General features: G+C 69.1%; 19 protein-coding genes. 10 read left to right on the forward strand and 9 right to left on the reverse strand.

Annotation, left to right across the window (positions count from 1 at the left end; genetic code table 11):
• Positions 1-17: 17 nt before the first annotated feature.
• The 9 genes from ACFV9C_RS04710 to ACFV9C_RS04750 all read right to left on the reverse strand — a co-directional run bounded on the left by ACFV9C_RS04710 (position 18) and on the right by ACFV9C_RS04750 (position 10,728).
• Positions 18-440 (reverse strand): NYN domain-containing protein, encoded by a 423-nt coding sequence (locus tag ACFV9C_RS04710; RefSeq protein ID WP_380190698.1) that lies wholly within the window; start codon positions 438-440, stop codon positions 18-20.
• 528 nt (positions 441-968) lie between these two features.
• Positions 969-2,216 carry a CehA/McbA family metallohydrolase gene (locus tag ACFV9C_RS04715; RefSeq protein WP_380190699.1) on the reverse strand — a complete coding sequence of 416 codons (1,248 nt, stop codon included), beginning with the start codon at positions 2,214-2,216 and terminating at the stop codon, positions 969-971.
• 22 nt (positions 2,217-2,238) lie between these two features.
• Positions 2,239-3,336 (reverse strand): ABC transporter ATP-binding protein, encoded by a 1,098-nt coding sequence (locus ACFV9C_RS04720; protein WP_380190700.1) that lies wholly within the window; start codon positions 3,334-3,336, stop codon positions 2,239-2,241.
• Entirely contained in the window at positions 3,336-4,178 is an 843-nt protein-coding gene (locus ACFV9C_RS04725) for a carbohydrate ABC transporter permease (protein WP_380190701.1), read from the reverse strand. Before ACFV9C_RS04725 ends, ACFV9C_RS04720 begins: the two co-directional genes overlap by 1 nt.
• The gene (locus ACFV9C_RS04730; protein WP_380190702.1) at positions 4,175-5,083 is read right to left on the reverse strand and encodes a carbohydrate ABC transporter permease; all 909 of its coding nucleotides are present in this window, start codon (positions 5,081-5,083) and stop codon (positions 4,175-4,177) included. Before ACFV9C_RS04730 ends, ACFV9C_RS04725 begins: the two co-directional genes overlap by 4 nt.
• Positions 5,083-6,516, reverse strand: a complete 1,434-nt coding sequence (locus tag ACFV9C_RS04735; RefSeq protein WP_380190703.1) for an extracellular solute-binding protein — start codon at positions 6,514-6,516, stop codon at positions 5,083-5,085. Before ACFV9C_RS04735 ends, ACFV9C_RS04730 begins: the two co-directional genes overlap by 1 nt.
• Before the next feature lie 489 nt (positions 6,517-7,005).
• Positions 7,006-7,773 carry a hypothetical protein gene (locus ACFV9C_RS04740; protein ID WP_380190704.1) on the reverse strand — a complete coding sequence of 256 codons (768 nt, stop codon included), beginning with the start codon at positions 7,771-7,773 and terminating at the stop codon, positions 7,006-7,008.
• Positions 7,774-8,058: 285 nt separating this feature from the next.
• On the reverse strand, positions 8,059-8,406 hold the full coding sequence (locus ACFV9C_RS04745; RefSeq protein ID WP_380190705.1) for a hypothetical protein: 348 nt from the start codon (positions 8,404-8,406) through the stop codon (positions 8,059-8,061).
• A 12-nt stretch (positions 8,407-8,418) separates the two neighbouring features.
• The gene (locus ACFV9C_RS04750) at positions 8,419-10,728 is read right to left on the reverse strand and encodes a DEAD/DEAH box helicase (protein ID WP_380190706.1); all 2,310 of its coding nucleotides are present in this window, start codon (positions 10,726-10,728) and stop codon (positions 8,419-8,421) included.
• Between the two features lie 235 nt (positions 10,729-10,963).
• Between ACFV9C_RS04750 and ACFV9C_RS04755 the strand changes: the two genes are divergently transcribed.
• From ACFV9C_RS04755 to ACFV9C_RS04800, 10 genes are all read left to right on the forward strand, one after another.
• Positions 10,964-11,293 carry an STAS domain-containing protein gene (locus ACFV9C_RS04755; protein WP_380190707.1) on the forward strand — a complete coding sequence of 110 codons (330 nt, stop codon included), beginning with the start codon at positions 10,964-10,966 and terminating at the stop codon, positions 11,291-11,293.
• A 237-nt stretch (positions 11,294-11,530) separates the two neighbouring features.
• The gene (locus ACFV9C_RS04760) at positions 11,531-13,837 is read left to right on the forward strand and encodes a sodium-translocating pyrophosphatase (protein WP_380190708.1); all 2,307 of its coding nucleotides are present in this window, start codon (positions 11,531-11,533) and stop codon (positions 13,835-13,837) included.
• A 120-nt stretch (positions 13,838-13,957) separates the two neighbouring features.
• Entirely contained in the window at positions 13,958-15,154 is a 1,197-nt protein-coding gene (locus tag ACFV9C_RS04765; RefSeq protein WP_380190709.1) for a DUF4142 domain-containing protein, read from the forward strand.
• Positions 15,155-15,404: 250 nt separating this feature from the next.
• Positions 15,405-16,397, forward strand: coding sequence for an ABC transporter ATP-binding protein (locus ACFV9C_RS04770; RefSeq protein WP_380190710.1), 993 nt, complete (start codon positions 15,405-15,407; stop codon positions 16,395-16,397).
• A gap of 1 nt (position 16,398) precedes the next feature.
• Positions 16,399-17,163 carry a hypothetical protein gene (locus tag ACFV9C_RS04775; RefSeq protein ID WP_380190711.1) on the forward strand — a complete coding sequence of 255 codons (765 nt, stop codon included), beginning with the start codon at positions 16,399-16,401 and terminating at the stop codon, positions 17,161-17,163.
• 158 nt (positions 17,164-17,321) lie between these two features.
• Entirely contained in the window at positions 17,322-18,116 is a 795-nt protein-coding gene (locus ACFV9C_RS04780) for a DUF2785 domain-containing protein (RefSeq protein ID WP_380190712.1), read from the forward strand.
• A 268-nt stretch (positions 18,117-18,384) separates the two neighbouring features.
• Complete coding sequence (locus tag ACFV9C_RS04785) at positions 18,385-19,692, forward strand: cytochrome P450 (RefSeq protein WP_380190713.1); 1,308 nt, start codon at positions 18,385-18,387, stop codon at positions 19,690-19,692.
• 3 nt (positions 19,693-19,695) lie between these two features.
• A complete protein-coding gene (locus ACFV9C_RS04790) occupies positions 19,696-20,172 on the forward strand; it encodes an NUDIX domain-containing protein (RefSeq protein ID WP_380190714.1) in 477 nt (158 codons plus the stop codon).
• A 64-nt stretch (positions 20,173-20,236) separates the two neighbouring features.
• A complete protein-coding gene (locus tag ACFV9C_RS04795; RefSeq protein WP_380190715.1) occupies positions 20,237-20,734 on the forward strand; it encodes a SigE family RNA polymerase sigma factor in 498 nt (165 codons plus the stop codon).
• Positions 20,734-21,840, forward strand: coding sequence for a hypothetical protein (locus ACFV9C_RS04800; RefSeq protein ID WP_380190716.1), 1,107 nt, complete (start codon positions 20,734-20,736; stop codon positions 21,838-21,840). Before ACFV9C_RS04795 ends, ACFV9C_RS04800 begins: the two co-directional genes overlap by 1 nt.
• The last annotated feature ends 124 nt before the right edge of the window (positions 21,841-21,964 follow it).

Genomic DNA, 21,964 nt, shown 5'->3' on the forward strand with positions numbered 1-21,964 from the left:
GTGTTGGGTGGGCGGATTTAGGTCGGGGGTTGTTGGGGGAGGGCGTCCAGTTGGGATAGGAGCCAGTTGGGGCCGGTGGGGGTGGCGCCGGTGGGGATCAGACGGTCGCGGAGGGCTCGGTCTGCGGTTACTACCGTGATGGTGGGGTGGGTTGGGCGGGCGGCGGCTTCTTGGGTGACGGCGACGATGGTGTCGTCGCCGGAGCCGGGGGCCAGGACTACCTGGAGGTTCGTGGGGGCGGTGTCGCCTGAGGTGGCTTGGCGGGCGGCGCCTTCCAGTACGACGATCACCTTGGTATTGGGGGATACGGCCTGGAAGGCGGAGAGGCGGGTCAGGAGGCGGCGGGCTGCGCCGGCGCGGTCTCGCCACCAGCCGTCGGGGCGGGAGCCGATCACGTTCGCGGCGTCGACGACGATTACTTGGCTCGGCTCGCTGTCCATCGGTCCAGTTTGCACGTGAGTACGTGTGGGTGATGCGGCTGGTGGTCGCGTTGGTGGTGCGGTGGGTTGAGCTGTGCGGGGGTTCTGCCGTGCAGCGGGTGGTGCGGTGCGGCGGGTAGCGCGGGGATGCGGCGGGCGGTGTGGTGGTGCCGTGCGGCCGTGGTGCATGGGTGCTGCGGTGGGTGGTGTCGCGCGGCGGTGGGGCGGTGCGGCGGTGGTGCGGCCGGTGCCGCGCGGTGCGGCGGTGGGGTGGTGCGGTGCGGCGGTGGGATGCTGCGGTGCTGCGGTGGGTGGGGCCGTGCGGCGGTGCGGCGGTGCGGCGGTGCGGCGAGCGCGGCGAGCGCGGCGAGCGCGGCGAGTGCTGCGAGTGCTGCGAGTGCTGCGGGTGGTGTGGTGCCGTGCTGCGGTGGGGCGGCGGTGCCGTGCGGCGGCGGGTTGTGCGGTGCGGCGGTGCGGTGCGGCGGTGGTGCCGTGCAGCGGCGGGTGGTGCTGGGACGCGGGGTGGTGCTGTGGGGGTGGTGGGTGGGGTTAGGTGCAGGTGGAGAGGAGTTGGCCGGTGTGGGTTAGCAGGAGGTGGGGGCCGGGGGTGGCTGGTAGGTGGGTCTCGGGGGTGGGGACGGGGTGGCGGGTGCCGTCGGGGGTGATGACGAGGGTGTTGGGGGCGTCGAGGGCTATCAGTTCGTCGTTGGCTCGGACCAGGACGGGGGCGTTGTAGGACCAGGAGAGGGCGGTGCGGCCGGCTCGGAGGGCTTCGAGGGTGGCGGTGGGGAGTTCGGCGGGGCCTTCGGCGGAGGCGTCGACCGCGATCCAGGTGGTGGGGGTGCCGGGCGGGGTGAGGGAGGTGGGGTTGTGCCAGTCGCTGCCGCCGATGGGGGTGGTGGTTTCGAGGCCCCAGGCCTGCCACCAGGCGACGGGGCCGCCCCAGGTGTGGTCGAGCCAGGAAGAGTGCCAGATTTCGGCGAGGGGTGGGTGTTCGGGGAGTGGGTGGCGCCAGGAGCAGTCGCCGCCGAGCGGGTGGTTGATGGAGAGCAGGCCGCCGCGGGCGGCGACCTCCGAGACCCAGGTGGCGGCGGGACGGCGGAAGTCGATGAAGCCGATGTCGCCGAACGCGTTGGCGTGGCCGGTGTCGGTGGTGACCTCCTGGCCGGGGATCAGGCCGATGCCGAAGCGGTTGCTGAGCGCGGGGAGTTCGGCGTGGTGGGCGACGGTGTTGTGGTCGGTGACGGCGAGTACGTCGAGACCGGCCGAGACGCCGAGGGCCGCGAGGTTGGCGATCGGGGTGGAGCCGTCGGAGTGCAAGGAGTGCGCGTGGAAGTCGCCGGCGATCCACTTCAACCCGGACGAGGCAGGCAGGGTACGGCGGGGTGGACGCGGCGGTACGGCGATAGCGGCCGAGGCGTCGGCGTACTCCGCGAGACCGGGGATCACGTCGACCCGGCCGGTGACGGCTTCGACGAGGAGCTCGACGCCTTCGACGGGTAGGCGGTGGAGGCCTAGGACGATCGACCAGGTGCCGGGTTCGAGTTCGCCGGGGAGGTAGCCGGGGGTGGCGGCGTCGGGGGTGATCGCGAACGTCCGCCGGGCGCCGCCGGACCAGCCGCGCCAGCCGTCCGCGCCTTCACAGCCGAGGTCGATGACGGCGCCGTCGACCGGCGGGACGGTGAGCGTGACGAGCAGGCCGGGGCAGTCCGGCGGGATGTCGACGGGCAGCGAGTGCCAGACGGATTCGGCGCGGTCGTCGAGGGTCCAGCGCCGGCGGTACGACGTGACTGCCATAGCTAGGTCTCCAGGCGTGCGGTCAGGCGACCGTGGCGGGTTCGTGAGTGAGGAGGTCGCCGGTTTCGCGGTCGTACAGGAGGACTCGCGAGGCGGGGGCTGTGAGGTTCACCGGGGTGTCTGGGGTGGGCTCGGATTCTTCGGGGACTGTTACGCCGACCAGGGTGCCGTCGCAGTCGACGGTGACGAGGGACTGGGTGCCCAGGTTCTCGGCCACCACGACCGTGCCTCGGAGGGCGGGACCGGTGACGTCTCCCGTGGTCAGCGTCAGGTATTCCGGGCGGATGCCGACCGTTACCTCCGCTTCCGCGAGTGTGGAGGCGGGCAACGAGCCGCCGGCGACCGACACCACCGCGTCGCCTCGATCGGCAGGGGAGGTGAGCTTGCCGGGGAGGAGGTTCATGGGAGTGGAGCCGATGAAGTTCGCCACGAAGGTGTTCGCGGGGCGGGCGAAGACCTCGCGCGGCGAGCCGAGCTGGCGGAGCTTGCCGGATTCCATCACCGCGATCCGGTCGGCGAGCGCGAGTGCCTCGGCCTGGTCGTGGGTGACGAAGACGGTGGTGATGCCCAGGTCGCGTTGGAGCTTCTTCAGGAACGTGCGAGCTTCCAGACGGAGCCGGGCGTCGAGGTTCGACAGCGGTTCGTCGAGGAGGAGCACCTTGCCTTCGGAGGCGATCGCGCGAGCCAGCGCGACCCGCTGTTGCTGACCACCCGACAGTTGGCCGGGCTTCCGTTCGAGCAGGCCGTCCAGCGACAGTTCGCCGGCAGTGCGAGAGGCGACGGACGCGCGGGTGGCCGCGGCGACTCGGCGTACCTTCAGTGGGTACGTGATGTTCTCGGAGACGCTCATGTGCGGGAAGAGCGCGTAGTCCTGGAAGACCATCGCCACCCCGCGCTTGCCTGGCTCCGTCCGGGTGACGTCGGCAGCGTCGATCCGGATGCTGCCCGAGGAAGCCGTCTCCAGCCCGGCGATCGTCCGGAGCAGGGTGGTCTTGCCGCACCCGGACGGGCCGAGCAGGGCGAAGAACTCGCCGTCGGCCACCTGCAGGTCCAGCCCGTCGACGGCGCGGACGCCGTTCGGGTAGACGGTTGCGAGGCCTTCGATGTCGATGCCCGCCATCAGCTCTTGATCCCTCCGTGGAAGCGGAACCCGTAACGCGAGTTCACCAGCAGGTACAGCACGACGACCGGGATCGAGAACAGCAGCGAGAACACCGGCAGCACCTGCAGGTTCACGCTGCCGCCTTCGTCGGTGAGGGTCTGCATCAGCACCGCACCGGGCTGCTTGTCGATCGACCGGATGAGCAGGAAGGGCACCAGGAAGTTGCCCCAGGAGTTGACGAACGCCCAGACCATGATGGTGGCCAGGCCGGGACGCGCGACCGGCAGTACGACGTCCCGCAGGATCTGCAGCGTGGACGCGCCGAACACCCGGGCCGACTCCTCGTACGACTTCGGCACCGCGTCGACGAAGTCTTTCAGGATGAAGATCGCCGCGGGCAGCAGCCCGCCGGTCATCACCAGCGCGACACCGAACCGCGAGTCGATCAGTCCGAGCTGGAACATCATCACGAAGATCGGCACCATCGCCGCCGTACCGGTGACCACCGACGACAGCAGCAGCAACCCGTACAGCAAGGCGTCCCGCCCCGGGATCCGCACCCGGGACAACGCGTACGACGCCAACGCGGCGAACGCGGTCACGGCGACAGCGGTCGTCACGCAGATCAGGAGTGAGTTGACCATCGAGTGCATCGCATACGGGTGCGCGAGGGTCTTCCGGAAGTTCTCGAGTGTCCAGTCCGGCCAGTGCACGCCAAGGCCGGGCGAGGCGTCGAACGGCGCCGAGGCGATCCACAGCATCGGTACGGCGAAGAACAGTGTGACCGCGCAGATCAACACGTAGAAGCCGATGCGCCGCAGGACGAAGGCGGGGGTCGTCGGCAACAACTGCCTCCTCATGAGCGCCTCCGCAGCAGCCGCAGATAGACCAACGACACCAGCAGGTTGGCGATCAGCAGCAGGAACGAGATGGCCGACGAGTACCCGAGCTCACCGCCCTGCAGCGCGACGTTGTAGATGTAGACCGGCACCGTCTCGGACTCGTGGTTCGGCCCGCCCTTGGTGAGCAGGAACGGCGAGAAGTCGTTCGCGGTCCACAGCGAGATCAGCAGCGTGTTCGTCAGCACGTGCCCGCGGATGTGCGGGAACACCACGTCCCGCAGCGTCTGCCAGCCCGACGCGCCGACCATCCGCGCCGACTCGAGCTGCGACGGCGGGACCGCCTGCAACGCGGACGAGTAGAGCATCATCGAGAACGCCGTACCGCGCCACGTGTTGAACACCACGAGACAGGCCATCGGGTAGTCGATCAGCCAGGCAGTTCCTTGCGTGCCCAGGATCCCATTGAGAGTCCCGCCGTCGCGGTCGTAGAACGCGACCCACAGGTACGCGACCACCGTCGACGGCAGGATCCACGCCAGCAGCGTCAGGGCCTCGACGGTACGCCGGACCGCCGGGCGGGCGCGCCGCAGTACCCAGGCGAGCGTGAAGCCGAGGACGTTCTGCCCGATGATCGCGGACCCGAGGACGAACAGCATCGTCAGCCACAACGCGTTGTGGAACAGCGCGTCGTCGAGGGCGCGGGTGTAGTTCGACAGCCCGACCATGGACGGCGACACGGCCTCGACGCCGGTCAGGCGGTAGTTCGTGACGCCGATGTAGATGGTCCAGAGCGCGGGGAAGATCAGGAACGCGCCGATCAGCAGCAGTGCGGGGGCGATGAAGCCCAGCGCGCGGCCGACCCCGAGCCCCGCGACGTCCCGCGCGGGGCCTCGGCCCCGCGCGGATGCGGTCACAGACGTCATCAGTTACTGGTGACCTTGTCCTTGCCGCCGGCCGCGGCCTCGACGGCCTTCTGGTACGCCGCGGCCGCGTCGGCGGTGCTCTTGCCGCTGATCACGTCGGCGGTCGCCTGCTGCAGCGCGGCCGACACCTTCGGGTACTCCGCGCGGCCCGGACGGTACTGCGTGACCGGCAGCACCTTGTCGGCGATGAAGCTCAGCATCGGGTCGCTCTTCAGTACTTCGCTGTTCACGTCGGACCGCTGCGTGATCTTGGCGGCGCCGTCCAGCGAGGCCTTCACCATGTCTGCGGAGTTCATGAACTGCAGGAACTCCCAGGCCTGCTGCGGGAACTTCGTGTTCGGGTTGATCACGGTCGCGCCGCCGCCGGACATCGAGACGAAGTCCTGGCCCTTCACGCCGGCGCCCGGCTTCGTCGCCGGGATCATCGCCCAGCCGACCGCGGTGTCCCGGTCGGCCATCTTGGCGACGCCCTCCTTGGGCTCGACCACGCTGCGCCAGAAGTAGTCGCTCTCCAGCAGGATGCCGATCTTGTTCGCGGCGAACTCGGCGAACGACTTGTCCCGGCCCTTGGCTTCCTTCTGCAGCACCGGGTCGCCGAGCCCTGTCGAGTAGACCTGGTGGTAGAAGTCCAGCACCTGGCGCAGCTGCGAGGTGTTGCCGAGCCACTTGCCGTCGGAGTTCACCGTCGCGCCGGTGCCGACCAGCAGCGGCAGGACGCCCTGCATGGTGGTCGCCTCGCCCATCGCGGTGCCGGCGTTGATCTGGATCGGCGTGACGCCGGAGATCTTCTTCAGCGCCTGACCCGCGGAGATGATGTCGTCCCAGGACTTCGGCTGCCAGTCGGCGGGCAGCCCGGCCTGGGCGAACAGCTTCTTGTTGAAGTACAGGACCCGGCCGTCGGTGCCGCCGGGGACGCCGTACCGCTGGCCGTTGTAGCTGCCGAGGGCCTGGACCGACTCCGGGATCTGCTGCCAGCCGTCCCAGCTGTCCACCTTGGCGGCGTCGCCGACGGTGTCGGTGAGCGGCTTGATGTAGTTCGCCTGCGCGAACTCGCCGACCCAGATGCCGTCGATCTGGAACAGGTCCGGTCCGGACTTGTTCGACAGGTCGAGGGACAGCTTCTGCTTGTAGACCTCGTCGTCGGAGCCGTCGCCCTGGAACTTGACCGTGACGTCGACGCCCTTGCCCTTCTGTTCGGCGACGAACTTCGGGATCAGCACATCCTGGATGAAGGTGGCGCCGGCGCTGCTCTTGCCGCCCTTGACCGAGTTCGAGCCGAAGGTCAGCTCGACCTTCTTGGCGTCGGAGTTCCGGTTGGCGTCCTGGCCGCCGCTGTCGCTGCCGGAGCCGGACGATCCGAGACATCCGGTGAGCAGGGCGAGGGCCGCGGCGCCGAGGACGCCGGCGGTCGTGAACCGCGAGAGTGATCGCATCAGGGCTCCTAGCAAAGTGGTCCAGCGAGCGTGCCGGTCAAACATTGGCATCATCGGGCGACTATGTGAAGACTTTTTCCCAACCCCGTGGCGAACGTTTGCCAAGCGCAACCAACCGGGACCTGTCAAGCCGGGATCCCACGGGGAGGATTGCGGAAGAGTTAAAGGTCGCTCAAGGTTCTGTGGCAACAGGTAGTTGACTAGATACACAGGGTGAGCGGGCGAGCTACATTCTTGCCGATCGGAGCTTCAGGGATCGGAGGTGAAATGACGTGAGACTTCTCCACGGAGTTGCTTGCCTGGTCGACGAACTGCTGGGTTGCTGGTGCTGGTGGTGACGGCCAGGGCGGTGACGACGCCGGCCTCCCGCTGACGCGCAAGCAGCGGGCATTCCGGTCCTCATCCCCGAGCACCGCCCCCGACAGAGGAGAAGACAACAAGCGGCTGGCCCCGACGATGTCGGGGCCGGCCGTCCTCTCGTTGGTCTGGTCAGCTCTGGGCCAGTTGCATCATCTGCTTCGGTAGCGTGGTCATCTGGGACGGAATCGGCAGCTGTGGCCGGAGCAGCGACAGGAGGCTGGCAGCGGCGCCCGCGATCGGCAGCGGCAGTGCCAGGCCGAGCGATGCGAGCAGTGCGTTCACCAGCGCCAGTACGGCGCCCAGGATGTCCAGGCTCGGAACCGGGAGCCCCGCCCAGGCCTCGATCGGAGTACTGGCGACGCTCATGCTGCCGGTCGGTTGCGCCTGCTTGGCCTTCCCCTTGCCAAGCAGCGACGTCAGGGCGAGGCTACTGGCGGCGTTCACGAACGTCCCGGAGCTCTCGTCGTAGTTCCACTTCTGCCCGTCACCGTTGCGGCAGGGCAGTACCAGCAGTGGCGCTGCGGCCGGCACCTTCGCCAGGTCCGCTCCGCTGTCCAGGCAGGCGCCGGTCGTCGCAAGGGCGCCACCGACGCTCTTGCTCATCGCGACCTGCAGCTGGCCGGACTCGGTGTAGATCCACTCCTGGGTCTTGCCCTCCTTGCCCGGGGCACACGCCATCATGACCGCCATCGGGACCTTGTCGGCCGTGACGAACGTCAGGCAGTAGCGGGTGTCGGACCTGGTGGCGATCTGCTGGGCCACGCCCACCGTCACGCCCGGAGTCTTCGAACCGCTGGGTGCCGGGTTCGCGGCCTGCGCCGGTATCGCGGTGGCGATCGCGACGCTGACCGCGAGCACCACCACTCCGGTGCGGCTGAACAGCTTTCGGATGATCAAGACAACCTCCAGAGGTCGTGCTATCTCACGGCGTCAGGTCGTCGGGACCCCGTGGCGCGAGCCGGTATGCCGGCAGTGACTCAGCGCGACGTTGACGCCACAACAAGTAATGCACAGGACCGGCTGTGGAGGTTATGCCGATTTCCGGAAACTTGATGCCAATGGCAACTAACTGCCAAGGCAAAGTCGTTGCTCAAGGCATCGGAATCGATTCGCCGGATCGCCGAGCGATCATCGAGCGCAGGCTGAGATGCTACAGCAATACAAGCGGTTTCCGGTTACTTTTCATGCCTTTGGCAACGAATTGGGGTCGGCTGGTTGTTCCTCGAGCTCCGCCGTGGCGTCGTCACGCTCCGTGGACAGCTCCGGTACGTCGTCACCGTGGGTGACCTTGGCCCGGAGTTCGCGCATCTCCTTGCGGCGCCGCAGGTCGCGGCCGAGGCCCTTCTTCAGCAGCCAGAGGCCGGCCACCAGCGCCGCGCCGGTGATCGCGCCGAGGAAGTACACCGTCGTCACCGACATGCCGAAGTGGACGCCGAAGACGTCGAGCTTCGTGGCGGCACCCGACGACACCGAGACACCGAGCCCGAACAGGACCGCGAGCGCGATCAGGACGATTCCGAGAACGGCCATGATGCCTACCTTTCAGGCTTCACTGCTCAGTAATGCCGAGAGCAGCGCGACCGCGCCGCTCTTGTCGAGTGGGTTGTTCTGGTTCCCACACTTGGGCGACTGTACGCACGACGGGCATCCGTCCATGCATTCACAGTGTGCAATCGCCTCGCGTGTCGCGGTCAACCACTCGCGCGCCGCGGCGTACCCGTGTTCGGCGAAGCCGGCGCCGCCCGGGTGGCCGTCGTACACGAAGACCGTCAGCCGGCCGGTGTCGGCGTGCTTGGCCGTGGAGACGCCGCCGATGTCCCAGCGGTCGCAGGTGGCGAACAGCGGGAGCAGTCCGATCGACGCGTGCTCGGCCGCGTGCGCGGCGCCCGGTACGTCGGCCAGCCCGAGCGACTCGACGACGCCGTCGGGCATCGTCCACCAGACCGCCTTGGTCCGCAGCGTCCGCTCCGGCAGGTCCAGCGGCTGCTCGTCGAGTACGTCGCCGGTGGCGATCCGCTTGCGCTGGAACGAGATCACCTGGCTGGTCACCTGGACCCAGCCGCGCGACAGCTCCGCCGTACCCCAGTTGCAGGTCTCCTCGGTGGCGAGGACGCCGATCTCGGTCACGTCGCGGGCGAACGTCGTGTAGTCCGGCGACGCCGGCTCGACGATCGCGGCGTGCCCCTCCAGGTCCAGGGAGCGCACCAGGTAGGACTCGCCGGCATGGACGTAGACGGCGCCCTCGTGGACCGACGAGTGCGCCGAGCCGCCGTCGACCGTTCCGAGCAGCCGGCCGGTCCGGTCCTCGACGATCTGCACGGTCTTCCCGCCGGCCGAGCGGATGTCGATCGCGTCGACGGCCCGCTCGCGCCGGGTCCAGAACCACCCGTGCGGCCGCTCGCGCAGCGCGCCCTGCCGAACCAGCTGGGCGATGACAGACTCCGTCGTACTGCCGAAGACCTCGTAGTCGTCCGTCGTCAACGGGATCTCCTGCGCCGCCGCGCAGAGCTGCGGACCCAGGACGTACGGGTTCTCCGGGTTGAACACCGTTGCCTCGACGGGGCGGCCGAAGATCGCTGCCGGGTGCCGTACGAGGTACGTGTCCAACGGGTCGTCCCGGGCGATCAGCAACGCCACCGCGTCTCCGCCGGCCCGCCCTGCGCGTCCTGCCTGCTGCCAGAGGGATGCGCGCGTACCAGGCCAGCCAGAGAGCAGTACGGCGTCCAGTCCGGCAATGTCGATGCCCAACTCGAGAGCGTTGGTCGCGGCGACACCCGTCAGCTCACCGCTCTGCAGCATTCCTTCGAGCCGCCGGCGTTCTTCCGGCAGGTAGCCGGCCCGGTACGCCGACACCTGCTCGATGAGCGCCGGGTCGACCTCGGCCAGGTTCTCGCGGGCTGTCATCGCCACTGCCTCGGCTCCGCGGCGCGAGCGGACGAAGGCGACGGTACGGACGCCTGTGACGACCAGGTCCGTCAAGAGGTCCGCCACCTCGGCTGTCGCGGACCGTCGTACCGGGGCGCCGTTCTCACCATGTAAAGAAGTCAGGGGCGGCTCCCACAACCCGAACGCGACCCCACCGCGCGGAGAGCCGTCGGCCACGACCTCTTCCATCGGCAGCCCGGTCAAGCGTTCGCCTGACAGCGCGGGCTCGGCAACAGTCGCGGATGCGCAGATGAAGATCGGATGGGCGCCGTACTGCGCACAAACCCGTCGCAGTCGCCGCAGTACGCCGGCCACGTGCGCGCCGAACACCCCGCGGTAGTGGTGGCACTCGTCCACCACGACGTACTGCAGACAGCCCAGGAACCGGGCCCATCGTTGGTGGTTCGGCAGGACGGAACGGTGCAGCATGTCCGGATTGCTGAGCACGTACGTCGCCTGGTCGCGCGCCCAGTCGCGCTCGGTCCGCTCGGAGTCGCCGTCCAGCGTCGTGGCGCGCAGACCGGGCACGGTGTACGACGAGACCGCACGGAGCTGGTCGTGCGCCAGGGCCTTCGTCGGTGACAGGTAGAGCACCGACGCCGTACGGCGATGTGGTGAGGCGGCCTGCGCGATGCTCAAGGTGGCAAAGGCGGGCAGCAGATACCCGAGCGACTTGCCCGACGCCGTCCCGGTCGCCACCACCACATGTTTCCCGGCGTACGCCGCTTCGGCTGTCGCGACCTGGTGGGTCCACGGGGCCGTGATACCGGCGTCGCGCAACTGGCCGAGGACCTCGGACGGAACCCAGCGCGGCCAGTCGCACGTCTGCCCGAGCCGGGGCGGGACGGACTCGACATGGGTCAACCGGTCGTCGCGCCCGGCGGCCAGCCGTTTCAGGACGGCCGCCGCCTCACCACCTGCACGCATACAGGGAGACTAGTCGCCGCTACGGACAGCCGTTCGCCAACTGCGAGCTGAGTGTGAGCTGAGAATGCACGTTCCGATGCACGCGGCTTTTTCCCCAGCGGAATCGACTTCCCCCGGCCGAGATGAAAGAGTTTTCGGCAACGGGTCTTACTCACGGTCCGTACATGGTTGAATGCAGCAGTTCACGAGCGGATGCGAGTGAACCATGAGGCACAGGACGGGATCGGAGGCCGAAGTGGATCTGTCGCTGACCGCGCGCGCCGAGGGCGGGCGGACCGTCATCGAGGTCGCGGGGGAGATCGACGTCTACACCGCGCCGAAGCTCCGCGAGAAGATCGCGGCGCTCGTCGACGACGGGGTCTACGACCTCGTCATCGACCTGGATCGCGTGGAGTTCCTGGACTCCACCGGGCTCGGCGTCCTCGTCGGCGGGCTGAAACGGGTGCGCACCCACGACGGATCCCTGTCCCTGGTCTGCACCCAGGAACGGCTGCTGAAGATCTTCCGGATCACCGGCCTGACGAAGGTGTTCGACATCCACCCGGACGTCGCATCCGCTATCTGAACGAGTGAAAACGCAACTCCGGTACTACTTTGTGTGACGGTCCCGCCCGGGTTCCGGCACGGGGCTTGCCGTTTCGGTCTTCTATGGCGTAGACCACCCTGTCGTCAGGTCTGGTTCGGAACCCGTTAGAGTAACCCACCGCGCCAGTCCCCTGGCGCTGTGTCGTATTTCCCCAACCCTTCGGTTGCGGCAGACGGGGGCCGTCAGACCTGCATGGGTTGCCTACAAGGAGGACGGATGTCCGCGCTGCTTGCTGCACAAGCGGTGGATCTTTCGTCGAGCAACACCACACTGGTGATCGTCGTCGGAGTGATCGCGATCCTCGCGGTCGCCATTGCGATGGTCTTCCGGGGCCAGGTGCTTGCCGCGAACGATGGCACCGAGAACATGAAGACGATCGCCGCCGCGGTCCAGGAAGGCGCAGCCGCCTACCTGAACCGGCAGTTCCGGACGCTGTCGATCTTCGCCGTGGTCGCGTTTCTGTTGCTGTTCCTGCTGCCGGCGCACACCGACGGCGGCAACGAGACCACGCTGAAGATCTTCCGATCGGTCTTCTTCCTCGTCGGCGCGGGCTTCTCGGCCCTGATCGGCTACCTGGGCATGTGGCTCGCGACGCGCGCCAACGTCCGGGTCGCCGCGGCCGCCCGGGACGAGGGCCGGGACCCGGCCATGCGGGTCGCGTTCCGGACCGGCGGCACCGTGGGAATGGCGACCGTGGGCTTCGGCCTGTTCGGCGCCGCGCTCGTCGTACTGATCTTCAAGGGTGACGCCCCGACGGTGCTCGAGGGCTTCGGCTTCGGCGCCGCGATGCTCGCGATGTTCATGCGGGTCGGCGGCGGTATCTTCACCAAGGCTGCCGACGTCGGCGCCGACCTGGTCGGCAAGGTCGAGCAGAACATCCCCGAGGACGACCCGCGGAACGCCGCGACGATCGCCGACAACGTCGGTGACAACGTCGGTGACTGCGCCGGTATGGCGGCCGACCTGTTCGAGTCGTACGCCGTGATGCTGGTGGCCTCGCTGATCCTGGGCAAGGCCGCGTTCGGCGAGCAGGGCCTGATCTTCCCGCTGATCGTGCCGGCCATCGGCGCCATCACCGCGGTCGTCGGCGTCTTCCTGACCCGCCCGCGGACCGGTGAGAACGGTCTGCGCACGATCAACCGCGCGTTCTACATCTCCGCGGTCATCTCCGCCGTACTCTGCGCGGTGGCGGCGTTCGTCTACCTGCCGAGCAGCTTCAAGGACCTGACCGGCGCGGCCGGTACGGCGATCGCGGACAACAGCGGCGACCCGCGGCTGATCGCGACCGTCTCGGTGATCATCGGCATCGTGCTGGCGGCCGTCATCCTGGCGCTGACCGGTTACTTCACCGGCACCGAGGACAAGCCGGTCAAGGACGTCGGCAAGACCTCGCTGACCGGCGCCGCGACCGTGATCCTGTCCGGTATCTCGGTCGGCTTCGAGTCCGCCGTCTACACCGCAGTGGTGATCGCGGCGGCCGTGTACGGCGCGTTCCTGGTCGGTGGTTCCGGCATCGTCGCGCTGTTCGCGATCGCGCTGGCCGGTTGCGGTCTGCTGACCACCGTCGGCGTCATCGTCGCGATGGACACCTTCGGCCCGGTCTCCGACAACGCGCAGGGCATCGCCGAGATGTCCGGCGACGTGGACGGCGAGGCGGCCCAGATCCTCACCGAGCTGGACGCCGTCGGCAACACCACCAAGGCGATCACCAAGGGCATCGCGATCGCGACCGCCGTACTGGCCGCGACCGCGCTGTTCGGCTCGTACACGGACGCGATCCGGACCTCGCTGGCGAACAACTACGCCAAGTTCGAGGCGGACGCGCTGGTGTTCAACCCGGGCACCCTGGTCGGCATCATCCTCGGTGCCGCGGTCGTGTTCATGTTCTCCGGTCTGGCCATCAACGCCGTCGGCCGTGCCGCCGGTGCGGTGGTCTACGAGGTCCGTCGGCAGTTCCGCGACATCCCCGGGATCATGGAGGGCACGGGCAAGCCGGAGTACGGCAAGGTCGTGGACATCTGCACCAAGGACTCGCTGCGGGAGCTGGCCACCCCGGGTCTGCTCGCGCTCACCGCGCCGATCGCCGTCGGCTTCGGCCTCGGCGCCCCGGCGCTGGCCGGCTACCTGGCCGGTGCGATCGGCTCCGGCACGCTGATGGCGGTCTTCCTGGCCAACTCCGGTGGTGCCTGGGACAACGCCAAGAAGCTGGTCGAGGACGGCAACCACGGCGGCAAGGGTTCGCCCGCGCACGAGGCCACCATCATCGGTGACACCGTCGGTGACCCGTTCAAGGACACCGCCGGCCCGGCCATCAACCCGCTGATCAAGGTGATGAACCTGGTCTCGGTGCTGATCGCCCCGGCGATCGTCGGGATGTCGAAGATCGGCGACAACCCGAACACCGCGCTGCGGATCGTTATAGCGGTCGTCGCGGTGGTCATCCTGGCCGCGGCGGTGTACATCTCCAAGCGTCGCGAGTCGGTCATCTCCGACACGCCCGCGGAGGCGAAGGCAGCCGCCTGACGTAGGCAACTCCATGGAACGGCCCGCCGGTGAAGCCACCGGCGGGCCGTTCCGTATCTCTGGACCCGGCCCACCCGCCCCGATTACTGTCGTCGTACGACGGACTGCGGGGAGGTAGGGGTGCGACGACTGCCGGCGTTGCTGCTTCTCGCCTTGGCCGGGCTGCTGGTGACGATGCAGCCGGCGGGTGCGGTGACGACGCAGCCGGATCCGACGTACCTGAACGCCGCCCATCAGCTGAACCTGACCATCATCGAGGCCGCGCACGCGGCGACCACGGCCGCGAAGACCGCGTGTGTACGGCGGGCCGGGGCGCAGCTGGAGAGCGATCACCGCAAGCTCGCGGCACAGGAGCTGGACGTCGCCACCCGGCTCGGGATCGTGCTGCTGACCGTGCCGTCGCTGGCCCAGCGCCAGCAGCTCGACGCACTCGCCGCGAAGGGCGGGAAACCGGGGTACGACGCCGCGTGGCTCGTGCTGCAGCGGCAGCAGCACCAGAAGTACCTGACGCTGGTCAACGGCGATCTGCCGAAGAACGCGTCGCCGGCCGTGGAGTCCGTGGCCAACGCGGCCAAGCCCGTGATCGAGATGGACCAGCGGCTGATCGCCGGCAAGTGCAAGGCGGGCACCGGCACCCCGGTGGTCTCGACCGGCAGCGGCGGACAGCACGCGGACGCGGTGCTGGCCCGTTCGCGGGCGGCGCTGATCCTGCTGGGGCTCGGCGCGATCCTGCTGCTGGTCGGCAAGTCGATCTCGGTACGCCGGCGGCTGCTCGGGATCGCGGCGCTCGGGGCCGGGCTGGTGCTGATGTTCGGCGGTCAGCCCCGGAACACCGGGAAGGTCCCGGACGCGAGCGCGTCGCTGTCCGACCGGGAGGCCGCCGTACCGCCGGTGAAGCTCAAGCTGCCCGGATACCTGGAGGCGACGGTACGGCCGGTCGCGACCGGTGGGGACGGGCAGCTCCAGGTGCCGAAGACGGCGGACGTCGGCTGGTGGGCCGCGGGGGCGGCGCCCGGCGCGGAGGGCGGCACCGTACTGCTGGCCGGCCATGTGGACACCACGCAGGGCCTCGGGGTGTTCGCGCCGCTGTCCGGGGTGCCGGTCGGCGCGAAGGTCGCGGTGACGGCCGGGGACGGCGACGTGCACTGGTACCGGATCGTCGCGCGGCGGACGTACAAGCAGAACGCCTTGCCGTCGGACCTCTTCCATGGCGCCGTGAAGCCGCGGCTGGCCCTGGTTACCTGTACCGGTCCGTACGACCACAAGGCGCAGCGCTACAGCGACAACCTGGTGCTGTACGGCGTACCGATGGACTGAAGTACGCCCCGCTGTCGACTTTCGGCTGATGTGCTCACCCTCGGGATGGGGGATCGTCGGGGTCGTGGTCAGGGTTTCAACCGATGGCAGCAGCCGCCGTGCGGACGGCAGAATCAACCCACGGGTGGACACACCGGATCCGCCCGGGGTCCGATGCCTTGCACCGCATGGACCTCGATACTGATCTCATCACCACAAGACCCGGCCGCCCGGGAACGGTTCTCACGCCACCGAACGAGGAGTTACGGCGATGATCGAGGCAAAAGGCCTCACCAAGCGATACGGCGAGACAGTTGCCGTTGACAACCTGTCTTTCGAGATCAAACCCGGTAAGGTGACCGGCTTCCTCGGTCCGAACGGCGCCGGCAAGTCCACCACCATGCGGATGATCCTCGGACTCGACACCCCGACGTCCGGCGTGGTCACGATCGACGGGCAGCGCTACCGCGACCTGAAGCGGCCGCTGACCAAGGTCGGCGCGCTGCTGGACGCGAAGTGGGTGCACCCGAACCGCTCGGCCCGTGCGCACCTGGCCTGGATGGCGGCCTCGAACAAGCTGCCGAAGGCGGCGGTCGACAAGGCCCTCGACATGGTCGGCCTGCACTCGGTCGCGAACAAGCGGGCCGGCACCTTCTCGCTGGGTATGTCGCAGCGGCTCGGCATCGCCGGCGCCCTGCTCGGCGACCCGGAGGTGCTGCTCTTCGACGAGCCGGTGAACGGCCTCGACCCGGAGGGCATCGTCTGGATCCGGACGTTCATGCACCGGCTGGCCGACGAGGGCCGGACCGTGCTGGTCTCCAGCCACCTGCTGTCCGAGATGGCGCTGACCGCCGAGGAACTGGTCGTCATCGGCCGCGGCAAGCTGATCGCGCAGAGCAGCACCCAGGAGTTCGTCGACCGCGCCAGCGGTACGACGGTCAAGGTCCGGACGCCGCAGCTCGACCAGCTGGCCGGCATCCTGAACGAGCAGCAGCTGACGACCCGGATCGAGGACGTCGAGGACGAGGGCAAGGTGCTGTTCGTCGAGGGCGACCTGAAGACCGACCAGATCGGCGAGACGGCCGCCGTGCACGGCATCGTGCTGCACGAGCTGACGCTGCAGCGCGGTTCGCTGGAGCAGGCCTTCATGCGGATGACGGGCGACTCCGTGGAGTACCACGCGTCGGAGGAGATCGCCGGCGTCACGCACCTCGAGGCGCCGTCCGGCGCCGAGGTGGCCGCGGGTCCGAAGGAGGACAACTGACATGTCGGTCATCAACGTTGAGCGGATCAAGCTCTTCTCCACCCGCTCGCCGTGGTGGTGCATGGTGGTCGCGGCAGTGCTGTCCCTTGGGCTGGCGGCACTCGCGACCGGCTTCCTCAAGGGCGACCAGAAACAGCAAGCGACGATCTTCATGACCCAGGGCGGCACCTCGCTCAGCCAGATGGTGATGATGGTCATGGCGGCCCTCGCGGTCACCACCGAGTACCGCTTCGGCACCATCCGGACCAGCTTCCAGGCGGTCCCGCAGCGCGCCCAGCTGCTGCTCGGCAAGACCGTCGTGGTCGCCGCCCTGGCCGCCCTTGTCGGCGAGATCGCGGCCTTCGGCGGCTGGGGGATCGGCAAGCTGCTGGCCAGCGGCGCCGACCTGTCGATCAACACCGGCGCGGAGTGGCGGCTGGTCGCCGGGCGCGGACTCATCTTCTTCCTGTCCGCCGTGGTCGCGGTCGCGGTGGCGATCCTGCTCCGGCACACCGCCGGTGCGATCGCGCTGCTGATCCTGTGGCCGCTGGCGGTCGAGCAGTTGTTCAGCCTGATCCCGAAGGTCGGCGACGACATGACCAAGTGGTCGCCGTTCCAGAACGCCAGCGCGTTCATCGCCCAGGGCAACGACGGCGGTCTGGCAGGCAGTGTCGGCGACGCCAGCAACTATGCGCTGGGGCCGTGGATGTCGCTGCTGTACTTCGCCGGCTGGGCAGTCGTCCTGATGGCGATCGCGCTCTTCACGGCGAGCAAGCGCGACGCGTGACACAGTCCACCCCGGTTCGAGGTTGAGGGGCCTCGACCGGGGCGCGGGGCCCGGCCGGGCTGAGGGGTCCTGGCCGCGAACGGCCCGTGGTGCATCCGGGAGACCGGATGAACCACGGGCCGTTTCCCGTGGACCCGGGACGGAATACCGTGCCGCGCATGACCGATTGGGTGCAGGTCCGGGAGAACGGGTTCGCCGTACCGGAAGGGCCGCCGGTGCGGGAGCTGGTGGCCGAGCTGGTAGGGATGCTGCGGTCGCCGGATCCCGGCGTACGGGACCGGCAGGCGTACTCGACGCTGGCGACCTGGATCGACCGCGGGGTGCTGTCCGAGCCGGAACTGCGGGCGCTCGGCGACGAACTGGTGCCGCGGTTCGCGGACCCGGAGATCCAGGCGCGGACGTTCGTACCGCTGATCCTCGACTCGATCGTGACGGCCGGGGTCTTCGAGCCCGGCTGGGTGCCGCCGTTCGAGCGCTGGTACGTCGGGGAGCGGGACCTGCGCGGGTACGACGAGAAGCTCGGCTGGCTGCACGCGGTCGCGCATGGGGCCGACCTGCTCGGGGCGCTCGGTCAGCATCCGGCCGTGGAACCGGTGCAGATGCTCCGGCTCGGGATCGGGCGGCTGCTGACGCCGACGCCGTACGTGTTCCGGGACATGGAGGACGACCGGCTCGGATACGCGCTCGCCGCGACGCTCACCCGCGACGACCTCACCGGGAACGACGTGACCGACTGGCTGGACCCGGCGCTGCGGGTGCTGGCGAACCCGCCGGCCGAGGGGATCACGCCCGAGGTGACCAACGTGGTCCGGACCTTGCGGGTGCTGTACGTGTTCGCGGACCACGGACTCCGGATCGGCAGTGCGAAGAAACTCACACCGATCCCGCGGCGCGAGCAGCTGAAGGCCAGGCTCGCGGACGTGCTCCGGATCTTCACGCCGTACTGGCTCTGAGGCATCCGACTTTCGGCTGGTTTTTCCCTGAATCCTCCCCGAGACACGGCATGTCGAGGTCCAGGGCGGCGTACAGGTGGTGTCAGGTGGCAGTGGAACCTCGGTCCGTGACAAGGTTCTCTGCTGGTACTCCGCGGCCCCCTCCCGTGGTGGTGCCAACGCCACTACCGCAGTAGTGCCAACACCATCAGATCTGGTCCCTGACGACGTTAGCTTTGAGTCACAAGAGCCGTGCGGGGGCGCAGTCGAGAGAGGGCGCGTAGAAGTCATGGTTGCGACATACCTGAAGCGTTGGGTCGGCAACCGGATCCTCAACAGGGCCAGCCGGAAGGGCGGTCTGGACCTGTCGAAGATGCGGATGTTCCCCGACTCGGTCTCGATGCCGCTGCGCCGGCACGGCCTGGACCCGGTGCCCGACCTGGCCGCCGTCCGGGAGACGGAGCCGGTGCACAAGCTGGCTCATCTGTTCGGGCTGAACGTCTGGGTCGTGAGCGGACACGCCGAGGCCAAGTACGTGCTGTCCAACGAGGAGGACTACAGCCACGACATCCGTCCGCTGGTCGGCTCCGACCCGAACAAGCCGTCCGAGGGGATCGGCGGACTCGGCTTCACCGACCCGCCGGACCACACCCGGCTGCGCAAGCTGCTGACGCCCGAGTTCACCAAGCGGCGGCTGGCCCGGCTGGAGCCGGCGATCGAGAAGATCGTCAACGACCAGCTGGACCTGATGGACGCCAAGGGCCCGGTGGCCGACATCGTCGCGGACTTCGCGTTCAACGTGCCGTTCCTGCTGATCGCCGATCTGCTCGGCGTCGAGGAGCAGGACCGCGACCGCTTCCGCGCCCTCGGTCCAGCCCGGTTCGACATGTCAGGCGGCGGGATCGGGCTGTTCGGGTCGGCGTCGGAGTCCCGCGAGTTCCTGTTCGAGATCGTCCGCAAGCAGCGCGCGAACCCAGGCGACGGGCTGATCGGGTCGATCATCCGCGACAAGGGCGACGACATCGACGACGTCGAGCTCGGCGGGCTGGCCGACGGCGTGTTCCTCGGCGGGTACGAGACGTCCGCGAGCATGCTCGCGCTCGGCACGCTGGTGCTGCTGCGCGACCCGGAGAACTTCGAGCGGATCCGGAACGAGCCGGGCGCGGTCGACGTGATCGTCGACGAGCTGCTCCGGTACCTGACCGTCGTCCAGGTGGCGTTCCCGCGGTTCGCGCGGCACGACCACGAGCTGTTCGGGCAGCCGGTGAAGAAGGGCGACCTGGTCGCGGTGTCGCTGTCCGGCGCGGACCGGGACAAGGGCGTCTTCGGGTCCGACGCCGAGGACTTCTACCCCAAGCGCACGGTCTCCTCCGCGCACCTCGCGTTCGGGCACGGCATGCACCGCTGTGTCGGCGCCGAGCTGGCCCGGATGGAGCTCCGCGCCGCGTTCACCGCGCTCGCGCACCGCTTCCCGGACCTCGCCCTCGCCGTACCGGAAGACCAGCTCCGCTTCCGTGACTTCTCGATCGTGTACGGCGTGGACTCGCTGCCGGTCCGCCTGCATGCGGCTGCCGGTACCGAACAAGCGGCCGGGTAGCCGGTGCCGGACGGGGGATACGCGGCGGGGCTGCCGCGCAAGCGTGTCGCGGCCGGCGTCCTGTTCCGCTCGGCGGACGGGCGGGTGCTGCTGGTCGAGCCGTCGTACAAGCCGAACTGGGAGCTGCCCGGCGGGGTCGTCGAGGCGGACGAGGCGCCGTGGGACGGGGCGGTCCGGGAGCTGGGCGAGGAGCTCGGCACCGACCGGCCGGTAGGGCGGCTGCTGGTCGTCGACCACGTGCGTGGGTACGACGGGCGTCCGGACGGCATGAACTTCGTCTTCGACGGCGGCGTGCTGGACGACGCCGATGTCGCGGGCTTCGTGTTCCGCGACGGGGAGATCCTGTCGGCGGGGCTGTACACGCTCGAGCAGGCGCGCGGGCTCGGCAAGCCGATGCTCGCGGAGCGGCTGTCGGCGGCGCTGGCCGCGGTCCGTGAGGGGTCGGTCGCGCTCTGCCGGGACGGCGTACGGATCTCCTGACAACGTTTTGGCGGTCCCACCGCGTCTCGGTGGGCGTCGGAACGGGGCTGCGAAGGGATTCGGCATGGAACCGGAGTTCGAGGCGTTCGCCGTGGCGCGGCAAGGGGCGTTGTTCCGCTACGCCTACCTGCTCGTCGGCGACCGCGGACATGCCGAGGATCTGCTGCAGGAGGCGTTGACCAAAACCTTCATGCGCTGGCACCGGCTGCGGGACTCCGCGAACGCCGAGGCCTACACGCGCCGGGTGATCACCAACACCGCGTTCAGCTGGTTCCGCCGGAAGGGCTGGAGCGAGAAGCCGCGGGACGACGTCCCGCCGCTGCCGCACACCGACGACACGACGACCCGGATGTGGCTGCGCGCCGAGGTCCGCAAGTTGCCGCCGCGGCAGCGCGCCGTGCTCGTGCTGCGGTACTTCGAGGACCTGAGCCTCGCCGAGACGGCGCGGATCCTCGGGTGCAGCGAAGGGACCGTGAAGAGCCAGGGCAACCGGGCACTCGCCCGGCTGCGCGCCACCCTCGGGCCGGAAGAGACGCTGATCATCGAAGAGGTGGTGCTGTGATGAACGCCCTGCTCAAGGAGGCCTTCACCGAAGAGGCCGCGGCCGCCGGCGAGCCGAACCTGGACCTCGACGCGATCGTCGGCAACGGTCGCCGGCGGGTACGGCGGCGCCGGATCACGACCCTGGTGGCGGCCGTGACGGCGGTCGTGGCGGTCGCCGGCGGCGTGACCGTGGTCCGGCAGATCACCCGGACGGACTCGGTGGTGCAGCCGGCCGGACCGTTCGCGGAGATCCGCGCGACCTGGGCCACCGGGACGGTCATCCACTACGGCAGCACGACGTACGAGGCGCCCGTGCCGATCGCGTCGTTCGTGCAGACCACGGCCGGGTTCGTGGTCGCGGGGGCGGACGGGACCGTGTACGCGGTCGACGGGACCGGCCCGGCGCAGATGATCGGCCGCGGCGACAAGACCCAACTGCTCGCGGCCGAGGGCCCGGTGGCCGGCTGGGTGGACGCGCGCGCCGCCGTTCCGGAGTTCGTGCTGTATGACGTCGGCGGGCGCCGGGAGCTGAGTCGTACGGCCGACAAGGCCGGCAAGGGCGCGGTGAACTCGGATCCGGTGCATGTGGTCGCGATCGACGGCGGTACGGCGTACCTCGCGGCCTCGGACGGTCTCCGCCGCCTCGACGTCGCTTCCGGGCGGAACGAGCTGATCAAGCCCGGCGCCAAAACCAGCCTCCTGCAGGCGGCTCGCGGCGGGCGGCTGGTGTGGGAGCACCCGTCCAAGGACGCCGGCAACGACCTCGCGGTCGCGATGGACCTCGATGCGAAGGCGCCGAGCATCTTCGAGGGCTGGCACGCGTACTTGTCGCCCTCCGGCCGCTATCTGCTCACCGACAAGTCCGACGAGGTCCGCATGTTCGACGTCGCGAACGGCAGCCAGTTGCCGTTGACCTTCGACGGCTACGCGTTGATCGCGCCGACCCAGTGGTCCACCGAGAACACCTTCTACGCGGTCGGTTACCGCTCCGCGGAGAGCGACCCGGTAGACCTCCTCAGCTGTTCGGCCGCCGCCGGGAGCTGCGCGGTGGCGGTCCCGGGGATCGCGTCGTCGAGCAGGGCGCCGCTGCGCTTCCAACTCCCGATCGGCGTTCCGATCGGCTGACTCGCCCGGCACCGAGACCCGGGAGTTCCGCAACTCGCAGTACGGTGGTTGTGGCACTAAGTGGCCGTTGGCGGGTTCGGGCCGTGACAGGACGTGGAGAGCGTGGTCACAATGGGCGGTCCGG

The sequence above is a fragment of the Kribbella sp. NPDC059898 genome, assembly GCF_042730855.1.
In the GTDB taxonomy this organism is placed as follows: domain Bacteria; phylum Actinomycetota; class Actinomycetes; order Propionibacteriales; family Kribbellaceae; genus Kribbella.

Bases quoted from the DNA above. Each gene is read 5' to 3' on its own strand.
- ACFV9C_RS04770 (WP_380190710.1), top strand. From the start codon at position 15,405: ATGATCGAGGCAAAAGGCCTCACCAAGCGATACGGCGAGACAGTTGCC.
- ACFV9C_RS04800 (WP_380190716.1), top strand. From the start codon at position 20,734: ATGAACGCCCTGCTCAAGGAGGCCTTCACCGAAGAGGCCGCGGCCGCC.
- ACFV9C_RS04775 (WP_380190711.1), top strand. From the start codon at position 16,399: ATGTCGGTCATCAACGTTGAGCGGATCAAGCTCTTCTCCACCCGCTCG.
- ACFV9C_RS04760 (WP_380190708.1), top strand. From the start codon at position 11,531: ATGTCCGCGCTGCTTGCTGCACAAGCGGTGGATCTTTCGTCGAGCAAC.
- ACFV9C_RS04720 (WP_380190700.1), bottom strand. From the start codon at position 3,336: ATGGCGGGCATCGACATCGAAGGCCTCGCAACCGTCTACCCGAACGGC.
- ACFV9C_RS04745 (WP_380190705.1), bottom strand. From the start codon at position 8,406: ATGGCCGTTCTCGGAATCGTCCTGATCGCGCTCGCGGTCCTGTTCGGG.
- ACFV9C_RS04750 (WP_380190706.1), bottom strand. From the start codon at position 10,728: ATGCGTGCAGGTGGTGAGGCGGCGGCCGTCCTGAAACGGCTGGCCGCC.
- ACFV9C_RS04785 (WP_380190713.1), top strand. From the start codon at position 18,385: ATGGTTGCGACATACCTGAAGCGTTGGGTCGGCAACCGGATCCTCAAC.
- ACFV9C_RS04780 (WP_380190712.1), top strand. From the start codon at position 17,322: ATGACCGATTGGGTGCAGGTCCGGGAGAACGGGTTCGCCGTACCGGAA.
- ACFV9C_RS04735 (WP_380190703.1), bottom strand. From the start codon at position 6,516: ATGCGATCACTCTCGCGGTTCACGACCGCCGGCGTCCTCGGCGCCGCG.
- ACFV9C_RS04795 (WP_380190715.1), top strand. From the start codon at position 20,237: ATGGAACCGGAGTTCGAGGCGTTCGCCGTGGCGCGGCAAGGGGCGTTG.
- ACFV9C_RS04725 (WP_380190701.1), bottom strand. From the start codon at position 4,178: ATGAGGAGGCAGTTGTTGCCGACGACCCCCGCCTTCGTCCTGCGGCGC.
- ACFV9C_RS04715 (WP_380190699.1), bottom strand. From the start codon at position 2,216: ATGGCAGTCACGTCGTACCGCCGGCGCTGGACCCTCGACGACCGCGCC.
- ACFV9C_RS04730 (WP_380190702.1), bottom strand. From the start codon at position 5,083: ATGACGTCTGTGACCGCATCCGCGCGGGGCCGAGGCCCCGCGCGGGAC.
- ACFV9C_RS04710 (WP_380190698.1), bottom strand. From the start codon at position 440: ATGGACAGCGAGCCGAGCCAAGTAATCGTCGTCGACGCCGCGAACGTG.